Source organism: Variovorax sp. RKNM96, from assembly GCF_017161115.1.
Taxonomy (GTDB): Bacteria; Pseudomonadota; Gammaproteobacteria; order Burkholderiales; family Burkholderiaceae_C; genus Variovorax.
In genome coordinates this window covers 4,361,431-4,382,505 of sequence record NZ_CP046508.1, presented here as the reverse complement: position 1 = coordinate 4,382,505, position 21,075 = coordinate 4,361,431, and the positions used below count along the sequence as shown (strand labels likewise).

General features: G+C 65.1%; 21 protein-coding genes and 1 tRNA gene. 15 read left to right on the top strand and 7 right to left on the bottom strand.

The genetic code is table 11. The annotated features are described in order from the left end of the window. Window positions 1-6 precede the first annotated feature (6 nt). Together phaZ and GNX71_RS20155 are read right to left on the bottom strand one after the other, a co-directional pair. Window positions 7-1,446 (bottom strand): polyhydroxyalkanoate depolymerase, encoded by a 1,440-nt coding sequence (gene phaZ, locus GNX71_RS20160; RefSeq protein WP_206173947.1) that lies wholly within the window; start codon window positions 1,444-1,446, stop codon window positions 7-9. A 157-nt stretch (window positions 1,447-1,603) separates the two neighbouring features. Then, a complete protein-coding gene (locus GNX71_RS20155; RefSeq protein ID WP_206173946.1) occupies window positions 1,604-2,800 on the bottom strand; it encodes an amino acid aminotransferase in 1,197 nt (398 codons plus the stop codon). A 105-nt stretch (window positions 2,801-2,905) separates the two neighbouring features. On the opposite strand from GNX71_RS20155, the gene uvrB reads away from it, so the two are divergent. From uvrB to GNX71_RS20105, 10 genes are all read left to right on the top strand, one after another. Then, a complete protein-coding gene (uvrB, locus tag GNX71_RS20150) occupies window positions 2,906-5,023 on the top strand; it encodes an excinuclease ABC subunit UvrB (protein WP_241026992.1) in 2,118 nt (705 codons plus the stop codon). Window positions 5,024-5,257: 234 nt separating this feature from the next. Next, entirely contained in the window at window positions 5,258-5,794 is a 537-nt protein-coding gene (iscR, locus tag GNX71_RS20145) for a Fe-S cluster assembly transcriptional regulator IscR (protein WP_007828186.1), read from the top strand. 90 nt (window positions 5,795-5,884) lie between these two features. Beyond that, window positions 5,885-7,105: an IscS subfamily cysteine desulfurase gene (locus tag GNX71_RS20140; RefSeq protein ID WP_206173945.1), complete on the top strand. Its 1,221-nt coding sequence runs from the start codon at window positions 5,885-5,887 to the stop codon at window positions 7,103-7,105. Window positions 7,106-7,155: 50 nt separating this feature from the next. Next, entirely contained in the window at window positions 7,156-7,575 is a 420-nt protein-coding gene (iscU, locus tag GNX71_RS20135) for a Fe-S cluster assembly scaffold IscU (protein ID WP_013542156.1), read from the top strand. A 1-nt stretch (window position 7,576) separates the two neighbouring features. Beyond that, window positions 7,577-7,900, top strand: coding sequence for an iron-sulfur cluster assembly protein IscA (gene iscA / locus GNX71_RS20130; protein WP_007828190.1), 324 nt, complete (start codon window positions 7,577-7,579; stop codon window positions 7,898-7,900). Window positions 7,901-7,963: 63 nt separating this feature from the next. Further along, on the top strand, window positions 7,964-8,482 hold the full coding sequence (gene hscB, locus GNX71_RS20125; RefSeq protein WP_206173944.1) for a Fe-S protein assembly co-chaperone HscB: 519 nt from the start codon (window positions 7,964-7,966) through the stop codon (window positions 8,480-8,482). Between the two features lie 6 nt (window positions 8,483-8,488). Next, window positions 8,489-10,351, top strand: a complete 1,863-nt coding sequence (gene hscA / locus GNX71_RS20120; RefSeq protein WP_206173943.1) for a Fe-S protein assembly chaperone HscA — start codon at window positions 8,489-8,491, stop codon at window positions 10,349-10,351. A gap of 9 nt (window positions 10,352-10,360) precedes the next feature. Next, window positions 10,361-10,699 carry an ISC system 2Fe-2S type ferredoxin gene (gene fdx, locus GNX71_RS20115; RefSeq protein ID WP_013542153.1) on the top strand — a complete coding sequence of 113 codons (339 nt, stop codon included), beginning with the start codon at window positions 10,361-10,363 and terminating at the stop codon, window positions 10,697-10,699. Further along, complete coding sequence (gene dnaQ / locus GNX71_RS20110) at window positions 10,699-11,421, top strand: DNA polymerase III subunit epsilon (protein ID WP_206173942.1); 723 nt, start codon at window positions 10,699-10,701, stop codon at window positions 11,419-11,421. Before fdx ends, dnaQ begins: the two co-directional genes overlap by 1 nt. 54 nt (window positions 11,422-11,475) lie before the next feature. Beyond that, window positions 11,476-11,550 (top strand) — tRNA-Val (locus tag GNX71_RS20105). A 50-nt stretch (window positions 11,551-11,600) separates the two neighbouring features. On the opposite strand, the gene GNX71_RS20100 is transcribed toward GNX71_RS20105, so the two are convergent. Next, window positions 11,601-12,398 carry a DUF1266 domain-containing protein gene (locus GNX71_RS20100; RefSeq protein WP_206173941.1) on the bottom strand — a complete coding sequence of 266 codons (798 nt, stop codon included), beginning with the start codon at window positions 12,396-12,398 and terminating at the stop codon, window positions 11,601-11,603. A gap of 169 nt (window positions 12,399-12,567) precedes the next feature. Here GNX71_RS20100 and GNX71_RS20095 point away from each other — a divergent pair, with 169 nt between their 5' ends. The 4 genes from GNX71_RS20095 to GNX71_RS20080 all read left to right on the top strand — a co-directional run bounded on the left by GNX71_RS20095 (window position 12,568) and on the right by GNX71_RS20080 (window position 15,575). Beyond that, window positions 12,568-12,969 (top strand): hypothetical protein, encoded by a 402-nt coding sequence (locus GNX71_RS20095; RefSeq protein ID WP_206173940.1) that lies wholly within the window; start codon window positions 12,568-12,570, stop codon window positions 12,967-12,969. Window positions 12,970-13,264: 295 nt separating this feature from the next. After that, on the top strand, window positions 13,265-14,368 hold the full coding sequence (locus tag GNX71_RS20090) for an NAD(P)/FAD-dependent oxidoreductase (RefSeq protein WP_206173939.1): 1,104 nt from the start codon (window positions 13,265-13,267) through the stop codon (window positions 14,366-14,368). A 130-nt stretch (window positions 14,369-14,498) separates the two neighbouring features. Further along, window positions 14,499-14,795, top strand: coding sequence for a DUF883 family protein (locus GNX71_RS20085; protein ID WP_093431838.1), 297 nt, complete (start codon window positions 14,499-14,501; stop codon window positions 14,793-14,795). 69 nt (window positions 14,796-14,864) lie between these two features. Further along, entirely contained in the window at window positions 14,865-15,575 is a 711-nt protein-coding gene (locus GNX71_RS20080; RefSeq protein ID WP_206173938.1) for a phage holin family protein, read from the top strand. 16 nt (window positions 15,576-15,591) lie between these two features. On the opposite strand, the gene GNX71_RS20075 is transcribed toward GNX71_RS20080, so the two are convergent. Beyond that, the gene (locus tag GNX71_RS20075) at window positions 15,592-16,668 is read right to left on the bottom strand and encodes a quinone-dependent dihydroorotate dehydrogenase (RefSeq protein WP_206173937.1); all 1,077 of its coding nucleotides are present in this window, start codon (window positions 16,666-16,668) and stop codon (window positions 15,592-15,594) included. Window positions 16,669-16,708: 40 nt separating this feature from the next. Here GNX71_RS20075 and rpiA point away from each other — a divergent pair, with 40 nt between their 5' ends. Next, complete coding sequence (gene rpiA / locus GNX71_RS20070) at window positions 16,709-17,416, top strand: ribose-5-phosphate isomerase RpiA (RefSeq protein WP_206173936.1); 708 nt, start codon at window positions 16,709-16,711, stop codon at window positions 17,414-17,416. Window positions 17,417-17,435: 19 nt separating this feature from the next. On the opposite strand, the gene GNX71_RS20065 is transcribed toward rpiA, so the two are convergent. The 3 genes from GNX71_RS20065 to folD are packed head-to-tail and all read right to left on the bottom strand — an operon-like array spanning window position 17,436 to window position 21,047. Continuing rightward, window positions 17,436-18,080: a glutaredoxin family protein gene (locus GNX71_RS20065; protein ID WP_206173935.1), complete on the bottom strand. Its 645-nt coding sequence runs from the start codon at window positions 18,078-18,080 to the stop codon at window positions 17,436-17,438. 30 nt (window positions 18,081-18,110) lie between these two features. After that, the gene (locus tag GNX71_RS20060; RefSeq protein ID WP_206173934.1) at window positions 18,111-20,159 is read right to left on the bottom strand and encodes a M3 family metallopeptidase; all 2,049 of its coding nucleotides are present in this window, start codon (window positions 20,157-20,159) and stop codon (window positions 18,111-18,113) included. Window positions 20,160-20,189: 30 nt separating this feature from the next. Beyond that, entirely contained in the window at window positions 20,190-21,047 is an 858-nt protein-coding gene (gene folD / locus GNX71_RS20055; protein WP_206173933.1) for a bifunctional methylenetetrahydrofolate dehydrogenase/methenyltetrahydrofolate cyclohydrolase FolD, read from the bottom strand. Between the last annotated feature and the right edge of the window lie 28 nt (window positions 21,048-21,075).

Below are 21,075 nucleotides of genomic sequence, written 5' to 3'. Positions count from 1 at the left end.
CGCGCCTCAGCGCGCGGTGCGGGCGCGCGGCTTCTTGGCTGCGGCCACGGGCTTCTTGGCGGGGGCGGCCACAACAGCCTTCTTCGCGGCCGGTGACTTCTTGGCCGCTGCGGTCGCGACCTTCTGGCCCGGCTTGATCCGGTCTTCGGCGGCCAGGCTTTCGCGCGCACCGGCACGGCTTTGCGGCTGGTCGTTCGCGGCGATGAACTTCACCAGCTTCGGGTAGACCAGCTCGCGCCAGCGGCGACCGCTGAAGATGCCGTAGTGGCCTGCGCCCTTGACTTCGTAATGCTCGCGCTTCGAGTCGGCGACGCCGGTGCACAGGCTGTGCGCGGCTTCGGTCTGGCCCGAGCCGGAGATGTCGTCGAGCTCGCCTTCGACCGTCAGCAGTGCGGCCGTGCGGATGTCCTGCGGACGCACGCGCTCGATCTGGCCTTCGGGGTTCTTCACGTCCCAGGTGCCGTTCACGAGCTCGAACTGCTGGAACACGGTGCGGATGGTGTCGAGGTAATAGTCGGCATCCATGTCGAGCACGGCGTTGTACTCGTCGTAGAACTTGCGGTGCGCCTCGGCACTGGCGTCGTCGCCCTTGATCAGGTCCTTGAAGTAGTCGTAGTGGCTCGAGGCATGGCGGTCGGGGTTCATCGCGACGAAGCCGGTGTGCTGCAGGAAGCCCGGGTACACGCGGCGGCCTTCACCCGGAAAGCCCTGCGGCACGCGGTAGATCACGTTGTTCTCGAACCATTCGTAGCTCTTGTTCATCGCAAGGTTGTTGACCGCGGTGGGCGACTTGCGGGCGTCGATCGGGCCGCCCATCATCGTCAGCGTGAGCGGCAGCGGCTCCTTGCGGCTTGCCATGAGCGACACGGCCGCGAGCACCGGCACGGTGGGCTGGCACACGCTCACCACGTGGCAGTTGCCGTATTCGGCCTGCAGGCGGCGGATGAACTCCTGCACGTAGTTGATGTAGTCGTCGAGGTGGAATTCACCTGCCGACATCGGCACGAGGCGCGCGTTCTTCCAGTCGGTGATGTAGACCTTGTGGTCCTGCAGCATGGTGCGCACGGTGTCGCGCAGCAGCGTGGCGTAGTGGCCCGACAGCGGCGCCACGATCAGCACCACCGGCTGGCTCTTGAGCGTCTTGAGGATGTGCGGTTCGTCGGTGAAGCGCTTGAAGCGGCGCAGTTCGCAGAAGGGCTTGTCGAGCTCGACGGCCTCCTGGATGACGACCTCTTCGCCATCGACCTTCACGGACTTGATGTTGAACTCGGGCTTCTCGTAGTCCTTGCCCAGGCGATAGAGCAGGTCGTAGCCGGCAGCCATGCGCTGGGCCATCGGCAACTGGCCCCACACGGCGCCTTGGCCGTAGAGCTTGGAGGCCGCTTGCGCGAAGTCCGAGAACGGCTCCATCAGGGAACGCTGGGCTTCGTAGAGTTGATAGAGCATCGCTGGTCTTGGAGTGGAATGTTGCGGTGCAATATATCAGTGCATCTGCGGGCACGCAGGGGGCCTAACCCCTAGTCCGACCCCGTCGCAGGGGCCCTTCCAAGGAAAGGTGTGAAGGAATCGTCGGAAGACGGATTCCTCCACACTTTGCTGTCACCTAGATGACTTTGGCGATCGACGCGCAGACGTAGTCGATGTTCTTGCTGTTCAGCGCGGCCACGCACATGCGGCCGGTGTCGGTGCCGTACACGCCGAATTCATTGCGCAGGCGCACCATCTGGTCCTTGGTGAGGCCCGAGTAGCTGAACATGCCGATCTGCGTGGTGATGAAGCTCATGTCTTCTTTCACGCCGGCGGCCTTCAGGCCATCGACCAGCTTCTGGCGCATGGCCTTGATGCGCACGCGCATCTCGCCGAGTTCCTTTTCCCACAGGGCGCGCAGTTCGGCGTTGCCGAGCACCGCGGCCACCACGGCACCACCGTGGATCGGCGGGTTGCTGTAGTTGGTGCGGATGGCGATCTTGAGCTGCGACAGCACGCGGCCGGCTTCTTCCTTGTTCTCGCACAGCACCGAGAGGGCGCCCACGCGTTCGCCGTAGAGGCTGAAGCTCTTGGAGAACGAGGTCGAGACGAAGAAGGTGAGGCCCGCTTCGACGAACTTGGCGACGGCCGCGCCGTCTTCCTTCAGGCCGTAACCGAAGCCCTGGTAGGCCATGTCGAGGAAAGGCACGAGGCTCTTGGCCTTGACCGTGGCGACCACTTGATCCCACTGGGCGGCGGTGATGTCGTAGCCGGTCGGGTTGTGGCAGCAGGCGTGCAGAACGACGACGGTGCCCGCTGGCGCTGCGTTGAGCGCGGCCAGCATGCCGTCAAAGTTGATGCCGCGCTTGGCGGCGTCGTAGTAGGGGTAGCTTTCGACTTCGAAGCCGGCGTTGGTGAACAGGGCACGGTGGTTTTCCCAGCTCGGGTCGCTGATCAGCACCTTGGCCTTGGGGTTGAGCTTCTTCAGGAAGTCGGCGCCGACCTTCAGGCCGCCGGTGCCGCCGATCGCTTGAATGGTGGCCACGCGGCCCGAGGTGACCGGTTCGCTGTCGGCACCGAAAACCAGCGTCTTCACGGCGTTGTCGTACGCCACGATGCCGTCGATGGGGAGATAACCGCGCGCCGAGGGCGCTTTCATCATGTTCTGTTCGGCCGCCTGCACGCACTGGAGCAGGGGCAGCTTGCCGTTGTCGTCGTAATAGACGCCGACGCCGAGATTGACCTTGTTGGGGTTGGTATCGGCTGCAAATTGCTCGTTGAGGCCGAGGATCGGGTCGCGCGGTGCCATTTCGACCGCGGTGAACATAGACATGGAAAGGTCCTTTGGGATGAAAGCTTCGCTGGCAACCGGACTTGCGCTACGCTTTCCGGTTGCCTTGAATTTTACCGGCGCCATCGCCACCTGTCGGGAACAGCCATGCCAGAGAACACCGAAGCCATAGCAGACCTGAAGAAACTGGACCCGATCGGTCCGGCCAAACAGGGCGAATTCATCAAGTACCCCGGGTCCCCGTTCGAGCTCTTCCAGCCTTATCCGCCGGCCGGCGACCAGCCCAAGGCGATCGACGGGCTCGTCGACGGCGTGAACGACGGCGAGGTGTTCCAGACGCTGCTGGGCGTGACGGGCTCGGGCAAGACCTTCACCATGGCCAACGTGATCGCCCGGCTGGGCCGACCGGCCATCGTGTTCGCGCCCAACAAGACGCTGGCCGCGCAGCTCTACAGCGAATTCCGCGAGTTCTTCCCGAAGAATGCGGTCGAGTACTTCGTGAGCTACTACGACTACTACCAGCCCGAGGCCTACGTGCCGCAGCGCGACCTGTTCATCGAGAAAGACTCCTCGATCAACGAGCACATCGAGCAGATGCGCCTGTCGGCGACCAAGAGCGTGCTGGAGCGGCGCGACACGGTCATCGTGGGCACGGTGAGCGCGATCTACGGCATCGGCACGCCCGAGGACTACACGCAGATGCGTTTCATCATGCGGGTGGGCGACAAGATAGGGCAGCGCGACGTGATCAGCCGGCTGATCCGCATGCAGTACACCCGCAACGAACAAGACTTTGCGCGCGGTACCTTCCGCGTGCGCGGCGACACCATCGATGTGTTTCCGGCCGAGCACAGCGAGCTGGCGATCCGCATCGAGCTGTTCGACGACGAGATCGAATCGCTGCAGCTCTTCGACCCGCTCACCGGGCGCATCCGCCAGAAGATTCCGCGCTTCACGGTGTATCCGTCGAGCCACTACGTGACGCCGCGCGACAAGGTGCTGGGCGCTGTCGAGACCATCAAGATCGAGCTGGCCGAACGGCTCAAGGAGTTCGTTTCCCAGGGCAAGCTCGTGGAGGCGCAGCGGCTGGAGCAGCGCACTCGCTTCGACCTGGAAATGCTGGCCGAGATCGGGCACTGCAAGGGCATCGAGAACTACTCGCGCCACCTCTCCGGCGCCGCGCCGGGTGACCCGCCGGCCACGCTGACGGACTACCTGCCCAAGGACGCGCTGATGTTCCTCGACGAGAGCCACCAGATGATCGGCCAGCTCAACGCGATGTACAGCGGCGACCGGGCGCGCAAGACCACGCTGGTCGAGTACGGTTTCCGGCTACCTTCGGCAATGGACAACCGGCCGCTCAAGTTCGAAGAGTTCGAAAAGCGCATGCGGCAGGCGATCTTCGTTTCGGCCACGCCGGCGCAGTACGAGAAGGACCATTCGGGCAACGTCGTCGAGCAACTCGTGCGCCCAACGGGGTTGATCGACCCTGAGGTCGAGGTGCGTCCCGCCACGCACCAGGTGGACGACGTGCTCGGCGAGATCCGCATCCGCGTCGACAAGAACGAGCGCGTGCTCATCACCACGTTGACCAAGCGCATGGCCGAGCAATTGACCGACTACCTGGGCGACAACGGCGTCAAGGTGCGCTATCTGCACAGCGACGTGGACACGGTCGAGCGGGTGGAGATCCTGCGCGACCTGCGACTGGGCGCCTTCGATGTGCTGGTGGGCATCAACCTGCTGCGGGAAGGCCTGGACATTCCCGAGGTGTCGCTGGTGGCGATCCTCGATGCCGACAAGGAAGGCTTTTTGCGCGCGGAGCGCTCGCTGATCCAGACCATCGGGCGTGCGGCGCGGAACCTGAACGGCAAGGCGATCCTGTACGCCGACCGCATGACGGACTCGATGAAGAAGGCCATCGACGAAACCGAGCGCCGCCGCGCTCGCCAGATCGCTCACAACGAGGCCAATGGCATCACGCCGCGCAGCATCGTCAAGCAGGTGCGAGACCTGATCGACGGCGTCTACAGCGAGAAGACAGGCAAGGAAATGGCCAAGCTCGACCTGGAGCGCGCCAAGGTCGAGGACATGAGCGAGAAGGACATCGCCCGGGAAATCAAGCGACTGGAGAAGCTCATGCTCGAGCACGCCCGGAACCTCGAATTCGAGAAGGCAGCGCGGGTTCGGGACCAGTTGGCGCTGCTGCGCGAGCAGGCCTTCGGGGCGTCTGGTGGCGACAACATCGCGATCTTGCCGTCTTAGGCCGGAAGTCCGCGTTCTTCAAGGGGTCGGCGCTGGGGTTTACCCCAGCAGAGTTGAGGGGTTTCTGCTATACTTGACCGAAACACTCAACAACAAAAACTAGAACTTCGCGATGAAGGACCGACTCCTACCGACTGGTTCACCAGCGTCAAGGGTCGGGCAGGGCGGAGACGAAGTCACCGCGGTCCAGGACCACGGTGTCATTTCAACGGTAAGCACTTGAAGGAGCTTGCGATGCGTCTCACTACCAAAGGCCGTTTTGCGGTCACCGCCATGATCGATCTGGCCCTGCGCCAGAACACCGGTCCGGTCACCTTGGCTGCAATCAGTCAGCGGCAGCAGATTTCGTTGTCGTACCTCGAACAGCTGTTCGGCAAGCTGCGCCGTCACGAACTCGTCGAGTCGACCCGTGGCCCCGGCGGCGGCTATAGCCTCGGTCGCAAGGCTGCGGATATCACCGTGGCCGACATCATTGTTTCTGTCGATGAGCCCATCGATGCCACGCAATGCGGCGGCAAGGAAAATTGCCTCGGCGAAGCCGGCCGTTGCATGACGCACGAGCTCTGGGCTTCGCTGAACCAGCGCATGGTCGAGTTTCTCGATTCGGTCACCCTGCAGAAGCTGGTCGACGACCAGATCGCCAAGGGCGTGCAGATCGAGAACAAGCCAGTCGTCAAGCGCGCGATCTCGGCGCAGCCGGTGGTCAAGCCGATTCGCGTGAATGCGCCGAATTCGGTGTTCGCCCTCGGCAACGCCTTCGCCAAGTCCTGATGCCCTGAGTCGCGGCCAGCGCCTTCGGGCGCGGCCGCGAGAGAAGCCCAGATCAAAGAACAACCACCCCCACGCCAGCCCGAGCCAGCCATGGACGTCACTCCTCATTTCCCGATCTATCTCGATTACGGCGCGACCACGCCGGTCGACCCGCGTGTGGTCGACGCCATGATTCCCTGGTTGCGCGAGCATTTCGGCAACCCGGCGTCGCGCAGTCACGCATGGGGCTGGGAAGCTGAAGAGGCAGTCGAAAAGGCCCGCGGCCAGGTGGCAGACTTGATCAATGCGGACCCCCGCGAGATCGTCTGGACCTCGGGCGCCACCGAGTCGATCAACCTCGCGCTCAAGGGCGCGGCCCAGTTCTACAAGGGCAAGGGCAAGCACCTGATCACGCTGAAGACCGAGCACAAGGCCGTGCTCGACACCATGCGCGAACTCGAGCGCCAGGGCTTCGAAGTCACTTACCTCGATGTCGAGGAAAACGGCCTCGTCGATCTCGACAAGTTCAAGGCGGCGATCCGCCCCGACACCATCCTGGCCAGCGTGCTCTTCGTGAACAACGAAATCGGCGTGATCCAGGACGTGGTCGCGCTCGGCAACGTCTGCCGCGAAAAGGGCGTGATCTTCCACGTCGACTCGGCCCAGGCCACCGGCAAGGTCGAGATCGACATCACGAAGTTGCCCATCGACCTGATGAGCCTCGCCTCGCACAAGACTTACGGCCCCAAGGGCATCGGCGCCCTGTACGTGCGTCGGAAGCCCCGCATTCGCCTCGAAGCGCAAATGCACGGCGGCGGTCACGAGCGCGGCATGCGCTCGGGCACCCTGCCCACGCACCAGATCGTCGGCATGGGCGAGGCCTATCGCATCGCCAAGCTCGAGATGAAGGACGACATCGCCCACGCGGCTCGCTTGCAGAAGCGCCTGCTCGACGGCCTCAAGGATGTCGAACAGGTGTTCATCAACGGAGACCTCGAGCGCCGCGTGCCGCACAACCTGAACATGAGCTTCAACTACGTCGAAGGCGAGTCGCTGATCATGGGCATCAAAGGCCTGGCGGTGTCGTCGGGTTCGGCCTGCACCTCGGCCAGCCTCGAGCCCAGCTATGTGCTGCGCGCCCTGGGACGCAGCGACGAGCTGGCCCACAGCAGCCTTCGCATGACCATCGGCCGCTTCACGACCGAAGAAGAAATCGACTACGCCATCTCGACCATCAAGCACAACGTCGCCAAGCTGCGCGAGCTGAGCCCCCTCTGGGAGATGTTCCAGGACGGCGTCGACATCAGCACGATCCAGTGGTCGGCCCACTGACCCAGGCCAGCCCAAGGCTCCACGATTGAACAAAGTTTGAGAGGTACACCATGGCATATTCTTCCAAGGTCATTGACCACTACGAAAATCCCCGCAACGTCGGCTCCTTCGAAAAGGGCGACGACTCGGTAGGCACCGGCATGGTCGGCGCACCGGCCTGCGGCGACGTGATGAAGCTGCAGATCAAGGTCAACCCCGAAACCGGCGTGATCGAAGACGCACGCTTCAAGACCTACGGCTGCGGCTCGGCCATTGCCTCGTCCTCGCTCGTGACCGAATGGGTCAAGGGCAAGACGCTCGACGAAGCGGCTGCGCTCAAGAACGCGCAGATCGCCGAAGAGCTGGCGCTGCCGCCGGTCAAGATCCACTGCTCGATCCTCGCGGAAGACGCCATCAAGGCAGCTGTGAGCGACTACAAGGCCAAGCACGGCGCCAAGACCGCCGAGTCGGCCGCCGAAGCTGTTCACTGAAATGGCCGTCACGCTGACCGAAGCCGCTGCGCGCCACGTCACCCGTTACCTCGGCAAACGAGGCAAGGGCGTGGGTGTGCGGCTGGGCGTGAAGACCACCGGCTGCTCGGGCCTGGCCTACAAGCTCGAGTACGTTGACGAGTTCACGCCTGAAGACGTGGTATTCGAAGACCACGGGGTGAAGGTGCTGGTCGATCCGAAGAGCCTGGCCTACATCGACGGCACGCAGCTGGACTTCGTGCGCGAAGGCCTGAACGAAGGCTTCAAGTTCATCAATCCGAACGAACGCGACCGTTGTGGCTGCGGGGAAAGCTTCCGCATCTGATGCGTCGTCGCTGACCGCGACCACAGCCGCCACCATGTCATGTGCTGGCGGTTTTTTCTTGCCATGAACCTGAACGACACCGACTTTGAACTGTTCGCCGTCCCGGCGACCTTCGCGCAGGACCGCATCGCGCTCGATGCGCGCTGGAAAGAACTGCAGCGCGAGGCGCACCCGGACCGCTTCGCAGCGCAGGGCGCCGCGGCGCAGCGCGTGGCCATGCAGTGGTCGGTGCGCATCAACGAGGCCTACCAGCGGCTGAAGGACCCGATTCGCCGCGCGAGCTACATCTGCGAACTGCACGACGCGCCGCTGAACGCCGAGAACAACACGGCGATGCCGCCCGACTTCCTGATGCAGCAGATGGAATGGCGCGAGGCGCTCGACGACGCCGGTGACATCGCCTCGGTCGAGAAGCTGCAGGCCGAGGTCGAGGCTGCCCGCACACGCGCGCTGTCGTCCCTCGACTGGTTGATCGACGAAAAGGGCGACTACCCCGCCGCCGCGCAGCAGGTGAGAGCCCTCATGTTCATTGAGCGCTTCGGCGAAGACGTCGAAGCCAAGTTCGATCAGTTGGGACAATAAGCCCTTATGGCTCTTCTTCAGATTTCCGAACCCGGCCAGGCGCCCGATCCGCATCAGCGCCGCATTGCCGTGGGCATCGACCTCGGCACCACGCATTCGCTGGTGGCCGCGGTGCGCAACGGCGTGGCCGAGTGCCTGCCCGATGACCAGGGCCGCGTGCTGTTGCCTTCGGCCGTGCGCTACCTCGAGGGCGACCGCCGGCAGATCGGTTTCGATGCACTCGCCGCACGCGCGCAGGACCCTGCCAACACCATCACCTCGGTCAAGCGCCTCATGGGCCGCGGCCTTGCCGACATCGCGAACCGCGAATCCATGTCGTACCGCATCGGCGGCGACGAGGGCGGCATGGTGAAGGTGCAGACCTCGGTGGGCGAAAAGTCGCCGGTCGAGATCAGCGCGGAGATCCTGGCCACGCTGCGCTTTCGCGCCGAAGACACCTTCGACGATGAGCTCTATGGCGCCGTCATCACCGTGCCGGCCTACTTCGACGAAGGCCAGCGCCAGGCCACGAAAGACGCCGCGCAACTCGCCGGCCTCAATGTGCTGCGCCTGATCAGCGAACCCACGGCCGCAGCCATTGCCTACGGGCTGGACAACGCCAGCGAAGGTGTCTACGCGGTCTACGACCTCGGTGGCGGTACCTTCGATATCTCGATCCTGCGGCTGACCCAAGGCGTGTTCGAGGTCATCGCGACCGGTGGCGATTCCGCGCTCGGCGGCGACGACTACGACCACGCGCTCGCCGATTTTGTGCTCGAGCAAACCGGCGTGAAGGCCGGCAACGACAGCGACAAGGCTGCGGTGCTCGTGGCAGCGCGTGCAGCCAAAGAGGCGCTGACCGATTCGGACACCGCTGCCTTCCATGCCGACGTGGCCGGCGGCGCAGCGCGATTCGATCTGACGCGCGCGCATTTCGACGCAGCGACGAAATCGCTCACCGACAAGACCATCGCCGCAGTTCGCAAAGCGCTGCGCGATGCAAAGCTCAAGGCCGACGACCTGCAAGGCATCGTCCTGGTCGGCGGTTCCACCCGCATGCCGCAGATCCGCGAGGCCGTGGCCGCGTTCTTCGGCCGCGAGCCGCTGGTCAACCTGAATCCGGACGAGGTCGTCGCGCTCGGCGCGGCGATCCAGGCGAACCAGCTGGCCGGCAACAACGGCGCTGGCGAACTGCTGCTGCTCGATGTGATTCCGCTCTCGCTCGGCATTGAGACGATGGGTGGCCTGGTCGAGCGCATCGTGCCGCGCAACCAGACCATCCCGACCGCGATGGCGCAGGACTTCACGACCTACCAGGACGGCCAGACGGCGCTCGCGCTGCATGTGGTGCAGGGCGAGCGTGACCTGGTGTCCGACTGCCGCAGCCTCGCGCGCTTCACGCTGCGCGGCATTCCTCCGATGGCGGCCGGCGCGGCGCGCATCCGCGTGACCTTCACCGTCGATGCCGACGGTCTGCTGAGCGTCAGCGCCAAGGAGCAGGGCAGCGGCGTCGAAGCCAGCGTGACCGTCAAGCCGTCGTATGGACTCTCCGACGACCAGATCGCGACCATGCTGCAGGAGAGTTTCTCCACCGCGCAGCAGGACATGCAGGCTCGCGCGCTCGTCGAGGCGCGCGTCGATGCCGACCGCATGCTGCTCGCCACGCAGAGCGCCCTCGATGCCGACAGTGACCTGCTGAACGAAGACGAACGCGCCGTCATCGATGCGTCGATGGCCAGGCTGCGCGAAGCCGCCAAGGGCAGCAGCGAAGCCGCAGCCATCGAAGCGGCCACCAAGACGCTGGCCAACGACACCGAAGCCTTCGCCGCCCAGCGCATGAACGCGGGCATCGCGCGCGCCCTTGCCGGCCGCAAGGTCGAATCCCTCTAGAACAACAACATGCCCACGATCAAGATCTATCCGCATCCCGAGTACTGCCCGCAAGGCGCCGAGATCACCGCGCCCGCCGGCACCTCGATCTGCGAGGCGCTGCTCGACAACCACATCAACATCGAGCACGCCTGCGAGATGAGCTGCGCCTGCACCACCTGCCACGTGATCGTGCGCGAGGGCTTCAACTCGCTCAACGAAGCGGAAGAGGGCGAAGAAGATCTGCTCGACCGCGCCTGGGGCCTGGAGCCGCAATCGCGCCTGAGTTGCCAATCGATCCTGGCGCAGGAGAATGTGACGATCGAGATTCCGAAGTACTCGATCAACCACGCCAAGGAAAACCACTGATGTCGCGCCAGATCGTTCTCGATACCGAAACCACCGGGCTCTCTGCCGAGAACGGCGACCGCATCATCGAGCTCGGCTGCGTGGAGCTTTTCGCCCGCAAGCTCACCGGCAACGACCTGCACATCTACTTCAACCCCGAGCGCGAGAGCCATGAAGACGCGCTCAAGGTGCACGGGCTGACGACCGACTTCCTGCGCGACAAGCCGAAGTTCGCCACGCTCGGCAACGACATCATCGAGTACCTGCGCGGCGCCGAAATCATCATCCACAACGCGGCTTTCGACGTCGGGTTCCTCAACAAGGAATTCGAGCGCGCCGGTTTGCCGCCGCTGCGCAGCTTTGTCGGCGAAGTGACCGACACGCTGGCCATGGCCAAGCTGGTCTACCCGGGCAAACGCAACTCGCTCGATGCGCTGTGCGACCGCTTCGGCGTCGACCGCTCGAACCGCACCTTCCACGGCGCCAAGCTCGACGCGCAACTGCTGGCCGACGTCTACATCAATCTCACGCGCGGCCAGGACGCGCTGCTGATCGACGTGGCATCGAACGAACCTGCGCAGGGCACCACCGTGGTGGCGATCGACCTGAGCCAGTTCGAGCTGCCGGTGATCACCGCCGGTGAGCAGGAACTTGCGGCGCACGAGGCGGTGTTGTCGCAGCTCGACAAATCCAGCGGCGGCCGCACGCTGTTTCGCCAAAACGGCGAAAATGCTGTGGCATAATCGAAGGCTTCGCGCAACGCGATTAATTCCACGGCACTGCACTCGCGGTGCCACGGGCGGTTAGCTCAGGGGTAGAGCACAGCATTCACACTGCTGGGGTCGGAGGTTCGAAACCTCCACCGCCCACCAATTCCACGACACGGCACCTTCGGGTGCCGTTTTCGTTGGTGCCACCGATGTCAGCGAAAGGGCACGCTGCGATAGGGGCTGCGGGCATCGCTCAGCAGCATGCGGTTCGTGCGCAGCAAGTGTTCTTCGCGCGCGTCGGAATACCGCCAGATCAAGCCGCTGGCGATGTATGCGGCACTCACTTGCGACCAGTCGGCATAGGCCTCGCGCACTTGCGAGTTCAATGCGCCAGCGAAACCTGCGAATTCCGCGCGTTCGATGAAGCCCAGCTGCACCGCCCAACGCGACAGGCTGGCCAATCGCACGGCGTCCCAGGCGACCAGGTTGGTGATCTGGGCCGGCGAAACCTTGAAGTGCTTGCGCAAGGCATTGACCCAGCTCGTGCTGCCTGACACCAGTTGGCTCAGGTCCGTCACCGACCGCCCACTCTCCGCCGCCAGCGCGCGGTAGTCCAGGCTCTTGCGCGCCTTGATCTGGAAGAACGCGGGAAACCACGCATCCATGACCAATCGCAGCACGGCCGGCGTGCTCTGGGTTGCGGAATCGACCGCCGCAACAGCCTGCCACGTGGACAGATAGGTCGAACGCTGTCCCTCCTTCGCGAGCCAACGCGCCGTTTCCTCGAAACTCTCCCGGTCGTGTACGCTCCAGACTTCCGAGATGCCCTGGCGCAACTCGTCGTCGTCTTTTCCGGTGGCCACCGCATTCACGTAGTCACCGTTGAACGCGGACAGCGGCGCGCTCAGCGTGACCAGCCATTGCTCTTCTGCGGTGAGTGTCTCCGCCGTGCCGAAATGAAGCTTCTCGTTGTCGAGCAGCGCATGCCCGAGCGTGTCCCTGATGCCCATTGATTTCCCCTCCAGTTTTTGAAACGTGAATGCATCCGGAATGGATGCTTGCCGAATTGGCGTTGGGAGGCGGATCTTAAACAGCAGTGCCCGTCTGGAATGTAGGTGACGGTGCCGGAAAATCGCATGGAAAATCGTTCGACGGCGAGATTGCTCGGTGCCCCATCCAATGGACTACAGCGATTTTTTACTTTCTTTCACCCTGACAAAAAGCGAAATGCCCGATTACCTGAATAGCGTTCTTATCCGAGCCTTGGCGATCTGGGCCGCGGCACTCATGCTGGGTCCGTTGGCATTGGCGGCGGACGATCTTCCTTCTTTGAAGACAGGTGAAGACTACGGTGCGGTGCGAACAAAAATGATCAGGGCAGGGTGGAAACCGTTCCACGCACCCGATGCCGATCGCTGCGGCTCCGAAGACGCGAGGTGCGCCAACAGGCCCGAGATGGTCGTGTGCGCCGGCACCGGACTGGCCAACTGCAAGTTCCTCTGGAAGAAGAGCTCTCGCACGGTCGCCTTGTGCACGGCAGGGGAGACGAGAGCCGTGTTCACCGGCGTTTGCCGGCTCTAGTTTGTTCGGGGAGGCAGGTCACTGCTTCGCGAATCGAGGTCCTCGTTGATCGAACTGTCGGCTCGCGCTGACGCCAAGTGCCGCTGCATGCTGGCTGGCCGTCCGTGGCAACGGCATAGAAGAGGGAAAAGGAGACGACCATGGCCACTCATCCCGATCTTCCGACTCCCGTCACACCCAACCTCCCCGTAGAGCCCGACGAAGGGCCAAGCACGCCGCCCGACGAGCCCACGGACCCGGAACCGCCGCCCTCCGTCTCGTGAACCTGCGGCGTGAGCCGCGATAAGCTCGCGCCATGGACGAACTCGATTGCGCCGTCATCGGCGGTGGTGTGGTGGGGCTGGCAGTGGCGCGCGCATTGGCGCTCGCGGGCCGCGAAGTGCTGGTGCTCGAATCCGAAGGTGCCATCGGCACCGGGACCAGTTCGCGTAACAGCGAAGTCATTCATGCCGGCATCTATTACCCGCAGGGCTCGCTCAAGGCCAAGCTGTGTGTGGAAGGGCGGAATGCACTTTACGCGTATGCGGCGGAGCGCGGCGTGCCGCACCGGCGTTGCGGCAAGCTCATCGTGGCGACCTCTGCCGAGCAGGCGGGCCAACTCGAAGCGATCCGCGTGAAAGCCGTCGCCAATGGCGTCGACGATCTGGTGCAGATCACCGCCCAACAGGCCCGGGAGATGGAGCCGCAACTGCATTGCACAGCCGCGCTGCATTCGCCCAGCACCGGCATCGTCGACAGTCATGTGCTCATGCTGAGCCTGCTCGGCGACCTGGAAAACGCGGGCGGAATGCTGGCCCTGAAGTCTCCCATCACCCGCGCCGAGTGCGGCAACGGCGGCATCGTCCTGATCGCCGAGGACGGAACGGCGCTGCGGTGCCGCAGCGTCGTCAATGCCGCGGGGCTCGGCGCGCCGTCGCTGGCCCGGCGCTTCGAAGGACTGCCTGCGTCGGCGATCCCGACCGAGTATTTCGCCAAGGGCAACTATTTCACCCTGTCGGGCCGCGCACCCTTCAGCCGCCTCATCTACCCGGTGCCCGAGCACGGTGGCCTCGGCGTTCATCTGACGATCGACCTCGGCGACCAGGCCAAGTTCGGCCCCGATGTGCAGTGGGTTGAGTCGGCCGACGACCTTGTGGTGAACCCCGCCCGTGGCGACGGCTTCTATGCCGAGGTGCGCAAGTACTGGCCCGCGCTGCCGGACGGTGGATTGATTCCGGGCTACGCCGGCATGCGGCCCAAGATCTCGGGCCCGGGCGAGCCGGCGGCCGACTTCAGAATCGACGGCCCCGCATTACACGGCGTGCCGGGGCTGATCAACCTGTTCGGCATCGAATCGCCGGGGCTCACCAGCAGCCTCGCGATCGGCGCCCATGTCGCCCGGCTGCTGGCCGATGCATGAGCCATCGCACGCACAAGTCTGCACATCTGCCGCGCATGAGGGGCTTTCGAGCCTGTAACATGACACCACGCCATTTGCTGGCGTGAAGCCGCCGGCGCGGTGCCGGTGTCATCACGGAGGAAAGATTCCAATGAGTGCATCCAACAATCTTGAAGCAGCAGCCGAAGACATCGCAAGCGACGTGCGCGGCGTGCTGGCCAGCAAGGACCTGGATTCGGTTCCCCACATCAAGGCGCTGCGCCAGCGCATCGACACCAAGCTCGCCATTGCGCGCGAGCTCGCCGCCGAGAAGAGCAAGCTCGCCGCCAAGAAGGCGCGCGAGGCGGCCTCCGCCACCAACGCCTACGCCCACGACGAACCTTGGCAGATCGCAGGCGCCGCACTGGCCGTCGGCGTGCTGGTGGGTCTGTTGCTTGGCCGCCGCTGATCGCGCTGATCCAAGCGCGCACCGCCGGATTGTTCGTCACCGCTGGTTGAGCGGGGCTGGAGCATGCCCATGAGGCTGCTCTCCCTGTTCGGGCTGAGCGGCCGCCTCCGCCGGTTGCGCATCGTCGCCGCCGAAGGCGCACTGGCTGCCGAAGACCGGGTACAGCTTTTGCGCATGGCCTGGGAGGACGAGAAGCAGCGCCTGAAGCTGATGCTCATCCTCGTGGTGGCCGTGCTGGGGCTGACCACCGTCACCGTGGCCCTGCTGTCGATGGCAGTGGTGGTGCATTTCTGGGAAACGCCATACCGCATCACGGCGGCGTGGTCGGTGGCCGGCGTGTGGATCGTGCTCTGGCTGGGCGCTGCCGTCGGCCTGTTGCTGACCCTGCGCAACGCCTCCAACAGCTTCATTCCGGCCCGCCAGGAGTTCGAGCGCGACTGGGCTTGGGTGCAGGACAGCTTCGGGCTCGGCAAGGACCCGGAGGACGAAGAAGCGCCACGCCCCCCTCGGCCGGCCACGCGCGAGGAATTGCTGGCGCGAATGGCAATTCAGCGCGAGCGCATCGCGACCCTGCAAGGCGGCCGCGAGACGCAGCCGGCGAGTACCGGGCGCGAGGCTCCTCCGCCGAACGAAACGGCCACCGCCGCCGCGCTGCGGATCGCCCGGGCGCATCCCGTGGCTGCCGGCGTGGCCGCTGCGGCCGCCGTGGTGGTGATCCGCCCGAAGCGCTTGCTGCGCTGGGCGGCGGTCATCGCGCCGATCCTCTGGCGCATGCGCTGAAGAAAGAAGGAAGGCCTCAGGCCTTGCTGCGATCGCGCAGCAGCGCCTGGGCCGCCTCGCGGACCAGCGCCGGGCCGCGGTAGATCAACCCGGTGTAGATCTGCACCACGTCCGCGCCTGCGGCGATCTTGGCCTTGGCATCGGCCGCACTGAGGATGCCGCCCACGCCGATGATCGGGAAGTCTTTCCCCAATGCCGTGCGCAGCTGCGCAATCACGCGGTTGCTCGCTTCGCGCACTGGCGCACCCGACAGGCCGCCGGCTTCTTCAGCATGCGGCAGACCAGCCACGGCATCGCGTGCCAGCGTGGTGTTGGTCGCGATCACGCCGTCCATGCCGTGGCGCCGCAGCGTCGCGGCAATGACCGCGACCTGGGCTTCATCGAGATCAGGCGCGATCTTCACGAACAGCGGCGAGCGCTTGCCATGGCGCGTGGCCAGCGCCTCGCGCCGCTCGGCCACCGCGCCGAGCAGCGCATCGAGCGCCTCGTCGCTCTGCAGCGAGCGCAGGTTGGCTGTGTTGGGGCTCGAGATGTTGATCGTCACGTAGTCGGCATGCGGGTACACGCCGTCGAGGCAGGCCAGGTAGTCGTCCACCGCGCGCTCGATCGGCGTGGCGGCGTTCTTGCCGATGTTCAGGCCGAGCAGCATCGGTGTCTTGCCGCCGACGCTCTTGCGAAAACGCGCCTTCTGTACGTTGGCCAGGAAGGCGTCGAGCCCTTCGTTGTTGAAGCCGAGCCGGTTGATCAGCGCGTCGCGCTGCGGCAGGCGGAACATGCGCGGCTTCGGGTTGCCCGGCTGCGCTTTCGGCGTCACCGTGCCGACCTCGACGAAGCCGAAACCCATGGCCGCGAAGGCGTCGATGCAGCGGGCGTTCTTGTCGAGCCCTGCGGCCAGGCCCACGCGATTCGGGAAGTTCAGCCCGGCCAGCGTGATGGGGTCGTCCGTGCGCGGGGCGGAATAGGCGCAGGCCAGCGGCGTGTTCTGCGTGCGCGCGAGGCCGTCGAGGGTGATTTCGTGGGCGTGTTCGGGATCGAAACCGAACAGGAAAGGGCGGGCCAGGCCGTAGAGCGAAGAGGGCAGCAGCAGGGGCATCGGATAATTCTCGACTTCAATGAGCCAAGGATTCTCCGCGATGACCGCACCCGCCTCCCCATCTCCCGCTGTCCTTTCCCAGGACGAACTCAAGGCCCAGGTCGGCCGCGCCGCATTGGCCTACGTGGTCAAGGGCGAGATCGTCGGCGTGGGCACCGGCTCGACGGTCAACAAGTTCATCGATGCGCTGGCGACGATCAAGGACGAGATCAAGGGCGCCGTGTCCAGCTCGGTCGCCTCGACCGAACGCCTGCGCGCGCTGGGCATCCCGGTGTTCGACAGCAACGAGGTGGAAGAACTGGCCGTCTACATCGACGGCGCCGACGAAATCGATCACCGGGGCTTCATGGTGAAGGGTGGCGGCGCGGCGCTCACGCGCGAGAAGATCGTCGCGGCGCAGTCGAAGCGTTTCGTCTGCATCGCCGACGCCTCCAAGCTGGTCGAGACGCTGGGCGCTTTCCCGCTGCCGGTGGAAGTGATCCCGATGGCGGTGCGCCGCGTGATGCGCCAGTTTGCTGCTCTGGGAGGCATTGCCCAGGTGCGCGAGAAGGACGGCCTGCCGCTGGTCACCGACAACGGCCAGCACATCGTCGATGTGACGGGCCTGCAGATCGCCGATCCGCTCGCCTTCGAGTCCGAGGTGAGCCAGTGGCCCGGCGTGGTGACGGTTGGTGTCTTCGCCCACCAGAAGGCCGATGTGTGCCTGCTGGGCACCGCGACGGGCGTGAAGACGATGCAGTTCGCCTGAAGCGGCGAACCGCCCGGTGTCAGAACTTGATGCCGGCGGGGTTGCCCGCACCCGGATCGCTGGGTGCAGCGGGCGGTGGCGCGGGTTGCGCGGCGGGTGCCGCCGCGCGGGACGCGGGCGCCGCCTGTTGCGCGGCAATCAGGGGCCGGGCGGGCCCATTGCGGTAGCCGGCGGGCAAGCTGTTGCTCTTGGGGTAGCCCGCCGCATCGAGGTACTGTGACCACTCGTTGTCCGCATAGCCTTTGAGCTGCTGCGAGCCGATGGTGAGCAGCGGTAGCGAGCTCTGGTTGCTCAGGCGCTGCAACGCCTCGATTTCTTCATTGCTCTTGACCGTGCGCTCGTCGAACGGAATACCGCGCGTGGTGAGCAGCGAGCGGGCCTGGCTGCAGGGCGCGCAATCTTCGCTGGTGTACAGCGTGACGGGATAGCGCTGCGCCACCTGCCGCAGTTCGTACGGAAGCCCTGCGGTGTTGGCCGGGGTGGCGGCGCCTTGCGGCGCCGCAGCAGGCTCGGTGCTGGCAGCGGGCGCGCGGTCCGAGAAAGTGACCTTGCCGTTCTTGTCGACGTTGCGATAGATCGGCTGGGCCATCGCGCCTGCGGCGACGAGCAGCAGGGCGAGGCCGGTCAGGCGATGCGACGGGAATTTGTAAGAGGTCGGATACATATCCCGAGTATCGCAAGCTTCAGCGCCGCATCAAGCGGGCTGGGCCTCGGCCATGCCCTGGTGTCGCAGCAATGCATCAAGCTGGGGCTCACGGCCGCGGAAAGCCTTGAACGAATCCATGGCACTGCGGCTGCCGCCGGCCTCCAGGATGGCCTGGCGGTATTTGCGGCCGGTCTCGATATTCGGCTCGCCGTCGGCGCCCACGGTTTCCTCGAAGGCCGCATAGGCGTCGGCGCTCAGCACCTCGGCCCACTTGTAGCTGTAGTAGCCGGCCGCGTAGCCGCCCGAGAAAATGTGGCTGAAAGTATTCGGTGTGCGGCTGAATGGCGGCGAAGGCATCACCGCTACTTCGCTGCGCACCTTGCCGAGCAGCGCCATCACGTCGCCGGGCTTGGCGGCAGCCGCGTGGTACTCGGTGTGCAGCAGCATGTCGAACAGCGAGAACTCGATCTGGCGCAGCGTCTGCAGGCCGCTCTGGAAGTTCTTGGCGGCGGTCATCTTGTCGAAGAGGGCACGCGGCAGCGGCTCGCCGGTGTCGACATGGGCCGTCATGTGGCTGAGCACGTCCCACTCCCAGCAGAAGTTCTCCATGAACTGGCTCGGCAGTTCGACCGCGTCCCACTCGACGCCACTGATGCCCGAGACATCGCGCTCGTTCACCTGCGTGAGCATGTGGTGCAGGCCGTGGCCGAATTCGTGGAAGAGGGTGGTCACGTCGTCGTGCGTGAGGAGCGGCGGCTTGCCGTCCACACCGCTCGCGAAGTTGCAGACCAGCTGCGCGACCGGCGTCTGCAGCACGCCGTCGTCGGGGCGGAGCCACCGGGCGCGCACGTCGTCCATCCAGGCGCCGCCGCGCTTGGCGGCACGGGCGGAGGGGTCGAGGTAGAACTGGCCGACCTTCTGGCCGCCACGCTCGATGCGGTAGAACTCGACGCTCGGGTGCCACGTTGGCGCACTGTCGCGGCGGATCGACACCTCGAACAGCGTCTCCACGATCTTGAACAGCCCCGCCATCACCTTCGGCGCGGGGAAGTACTGCTTCACCTCCTGCTCACTGAAGGCATAGCGCGCTTCCTTGAGCTTCTCGCCGATGTAGCTCCAGTCCCAAGGCTGCGGATCGGTGATGTTCAATTGCTCGGCGGCAAAGGCGCGCAGGTCGGCGAGATCGCGTTCGCCATACGGCTTGGCCTTGGTCGCGAGATCGCGCAGGAACTTGACGACCTGTTCGGGCGACTCGGCCATCTTTGGCACGACCGAGAGTTCGCCGAAATTCTTGTAGCCCAGGAGCTTGGCCTCTTCTTCGCGCAGCGCGAGGATCTCGGTGATCAGCGCGGTGTTGTCGAAGGCCGCATCGCCGAATTCGCTCGCACGCGTGACGTACGCGCGGTAGAGCGTTTCGCGCAGTGCGCTGCTCTTGGCGAACTGCATCACCGGCAGGTAACAAGGCATCTTGAGCGTGAGCTTGTAGCCGTCCTTGCCGTCGGCTTCGGCGGCTGCGCGTGCGGCGCTCACCACGTCTTCAGGCACGCCTTCGAGTTCGCCGAGCTTGGCGAAGTACGCGAAGGCGTCGGTCGCGTCGAGCGCGTTCTCGCTGAACTTCTGGCTCAGCTCGGCCTGGCGTTCCTGGATGTCGGCGAAGCGCTTCTTGGCATCGCCCTGCAGCTCGGCGCCGCCCAGCACGAAGTTGCGCACGGCGTTGCGGTGCGCCTGGCGCTGCTCGGCATTGAGCGTGGCGACGTCGATGGCCTTGTACTTGGCGTAGAGCCGTTCGTCGGAGCCCAGGCGGGTCCAGAAGGCGGTGACGCGCGGCATGGCCTCGTTGTAGGCGGCGCGCAGCTCGGGCGTGTCGGCCACGGCGTTGAGATGGCCGACGGCGCCCCAGGCGCGGCTGAAACGTTCGGAGGCCACGTCGAGCACCTTCGAGATCGCATTCCAGTCGGCGGGGAACTCGGGCGCCGTCACGGCCTGCAGCGCGGCCTCGGCATCGGCCAGCAGCGTGTCGACCGCAGGCGAGACGTGTTCGGGCTTGATGCGGTCGAACAGCGGGAGGTCGGTGAAGTCGAGGAGGGGGTTCGTCATGTGTTTATCTGGCGGCCTTGCGGCTGCAGTTCAAGGGCGTCCGGCTGCTCGTTCGGCGGATTCGACGGTGTTGACCATCAGCATCGTGACCGTCATCGGTCCCACGCCGCCCGGCACGGGCGTGATGTGGCTTGCCACCTCGCGAACGCCGGCAAAGTCGACGTCGCCGGCTAGTTTGCCGTCTTCCTTGCGATTCATGCCCACGTCGATGACGATCGCGCCGGGCTTCACCATGTCGGCTGTCAGCGTGTTGCGGCGGCCCACGGCCGCCACGACCACGTCGGCCTGCCGCGTGTAAAGACCCAGGTCCGGCGTGCCGCTGTGGCAGACGGTGACTGTGGCGTTCGCTTGCAGCAGCAGCAGGGCCATCGGCTTGCCGACCGTGTTGCTGCGGCCGATCACGACCGCGTGCTTGCCCTTCAAGTCGATGCCGGTGCTCTCGATCAGCTTCATGCAGCCGTAGGGCGTGCAGGGACGAAAGCCGGGCAGGCCGGTCATGAGTTCGCCCGCCGACAGCACCGAATAGCCGTCGACGTCCTTGCTGGTGGAAATGGCCTCGATGACCTTGTGCGGATCGATGTGCCTGGGCAGTGGCATCTGCACGAGGATGCCGTGGATCGACGCGTCGGCATTGAGTGCGGCGATGCGCGCGAGCAGATCGGCTTCGCTGAGTTCGGCGGGGTAGCGCTCGAGCACGGAGCGCAGGCCGCGTTCTTCGCAGGCCTTGACCTTCTTGCCCACGTAGACCTCGCTGGCCGGGTCGTTGCCGACCAGGATGACGGCAAGGCCGGGGGTAAAGCCGCGTGCGGTGAGCGCTGCGGCGCGGGTGGCGACTTCGGCTAAGAGCTGGCGCGAAAGCGCGGTGCCGTCGATCAGTTGGGCTGTCATCGGTTTCGATCTTCCAATTAAAAACGCC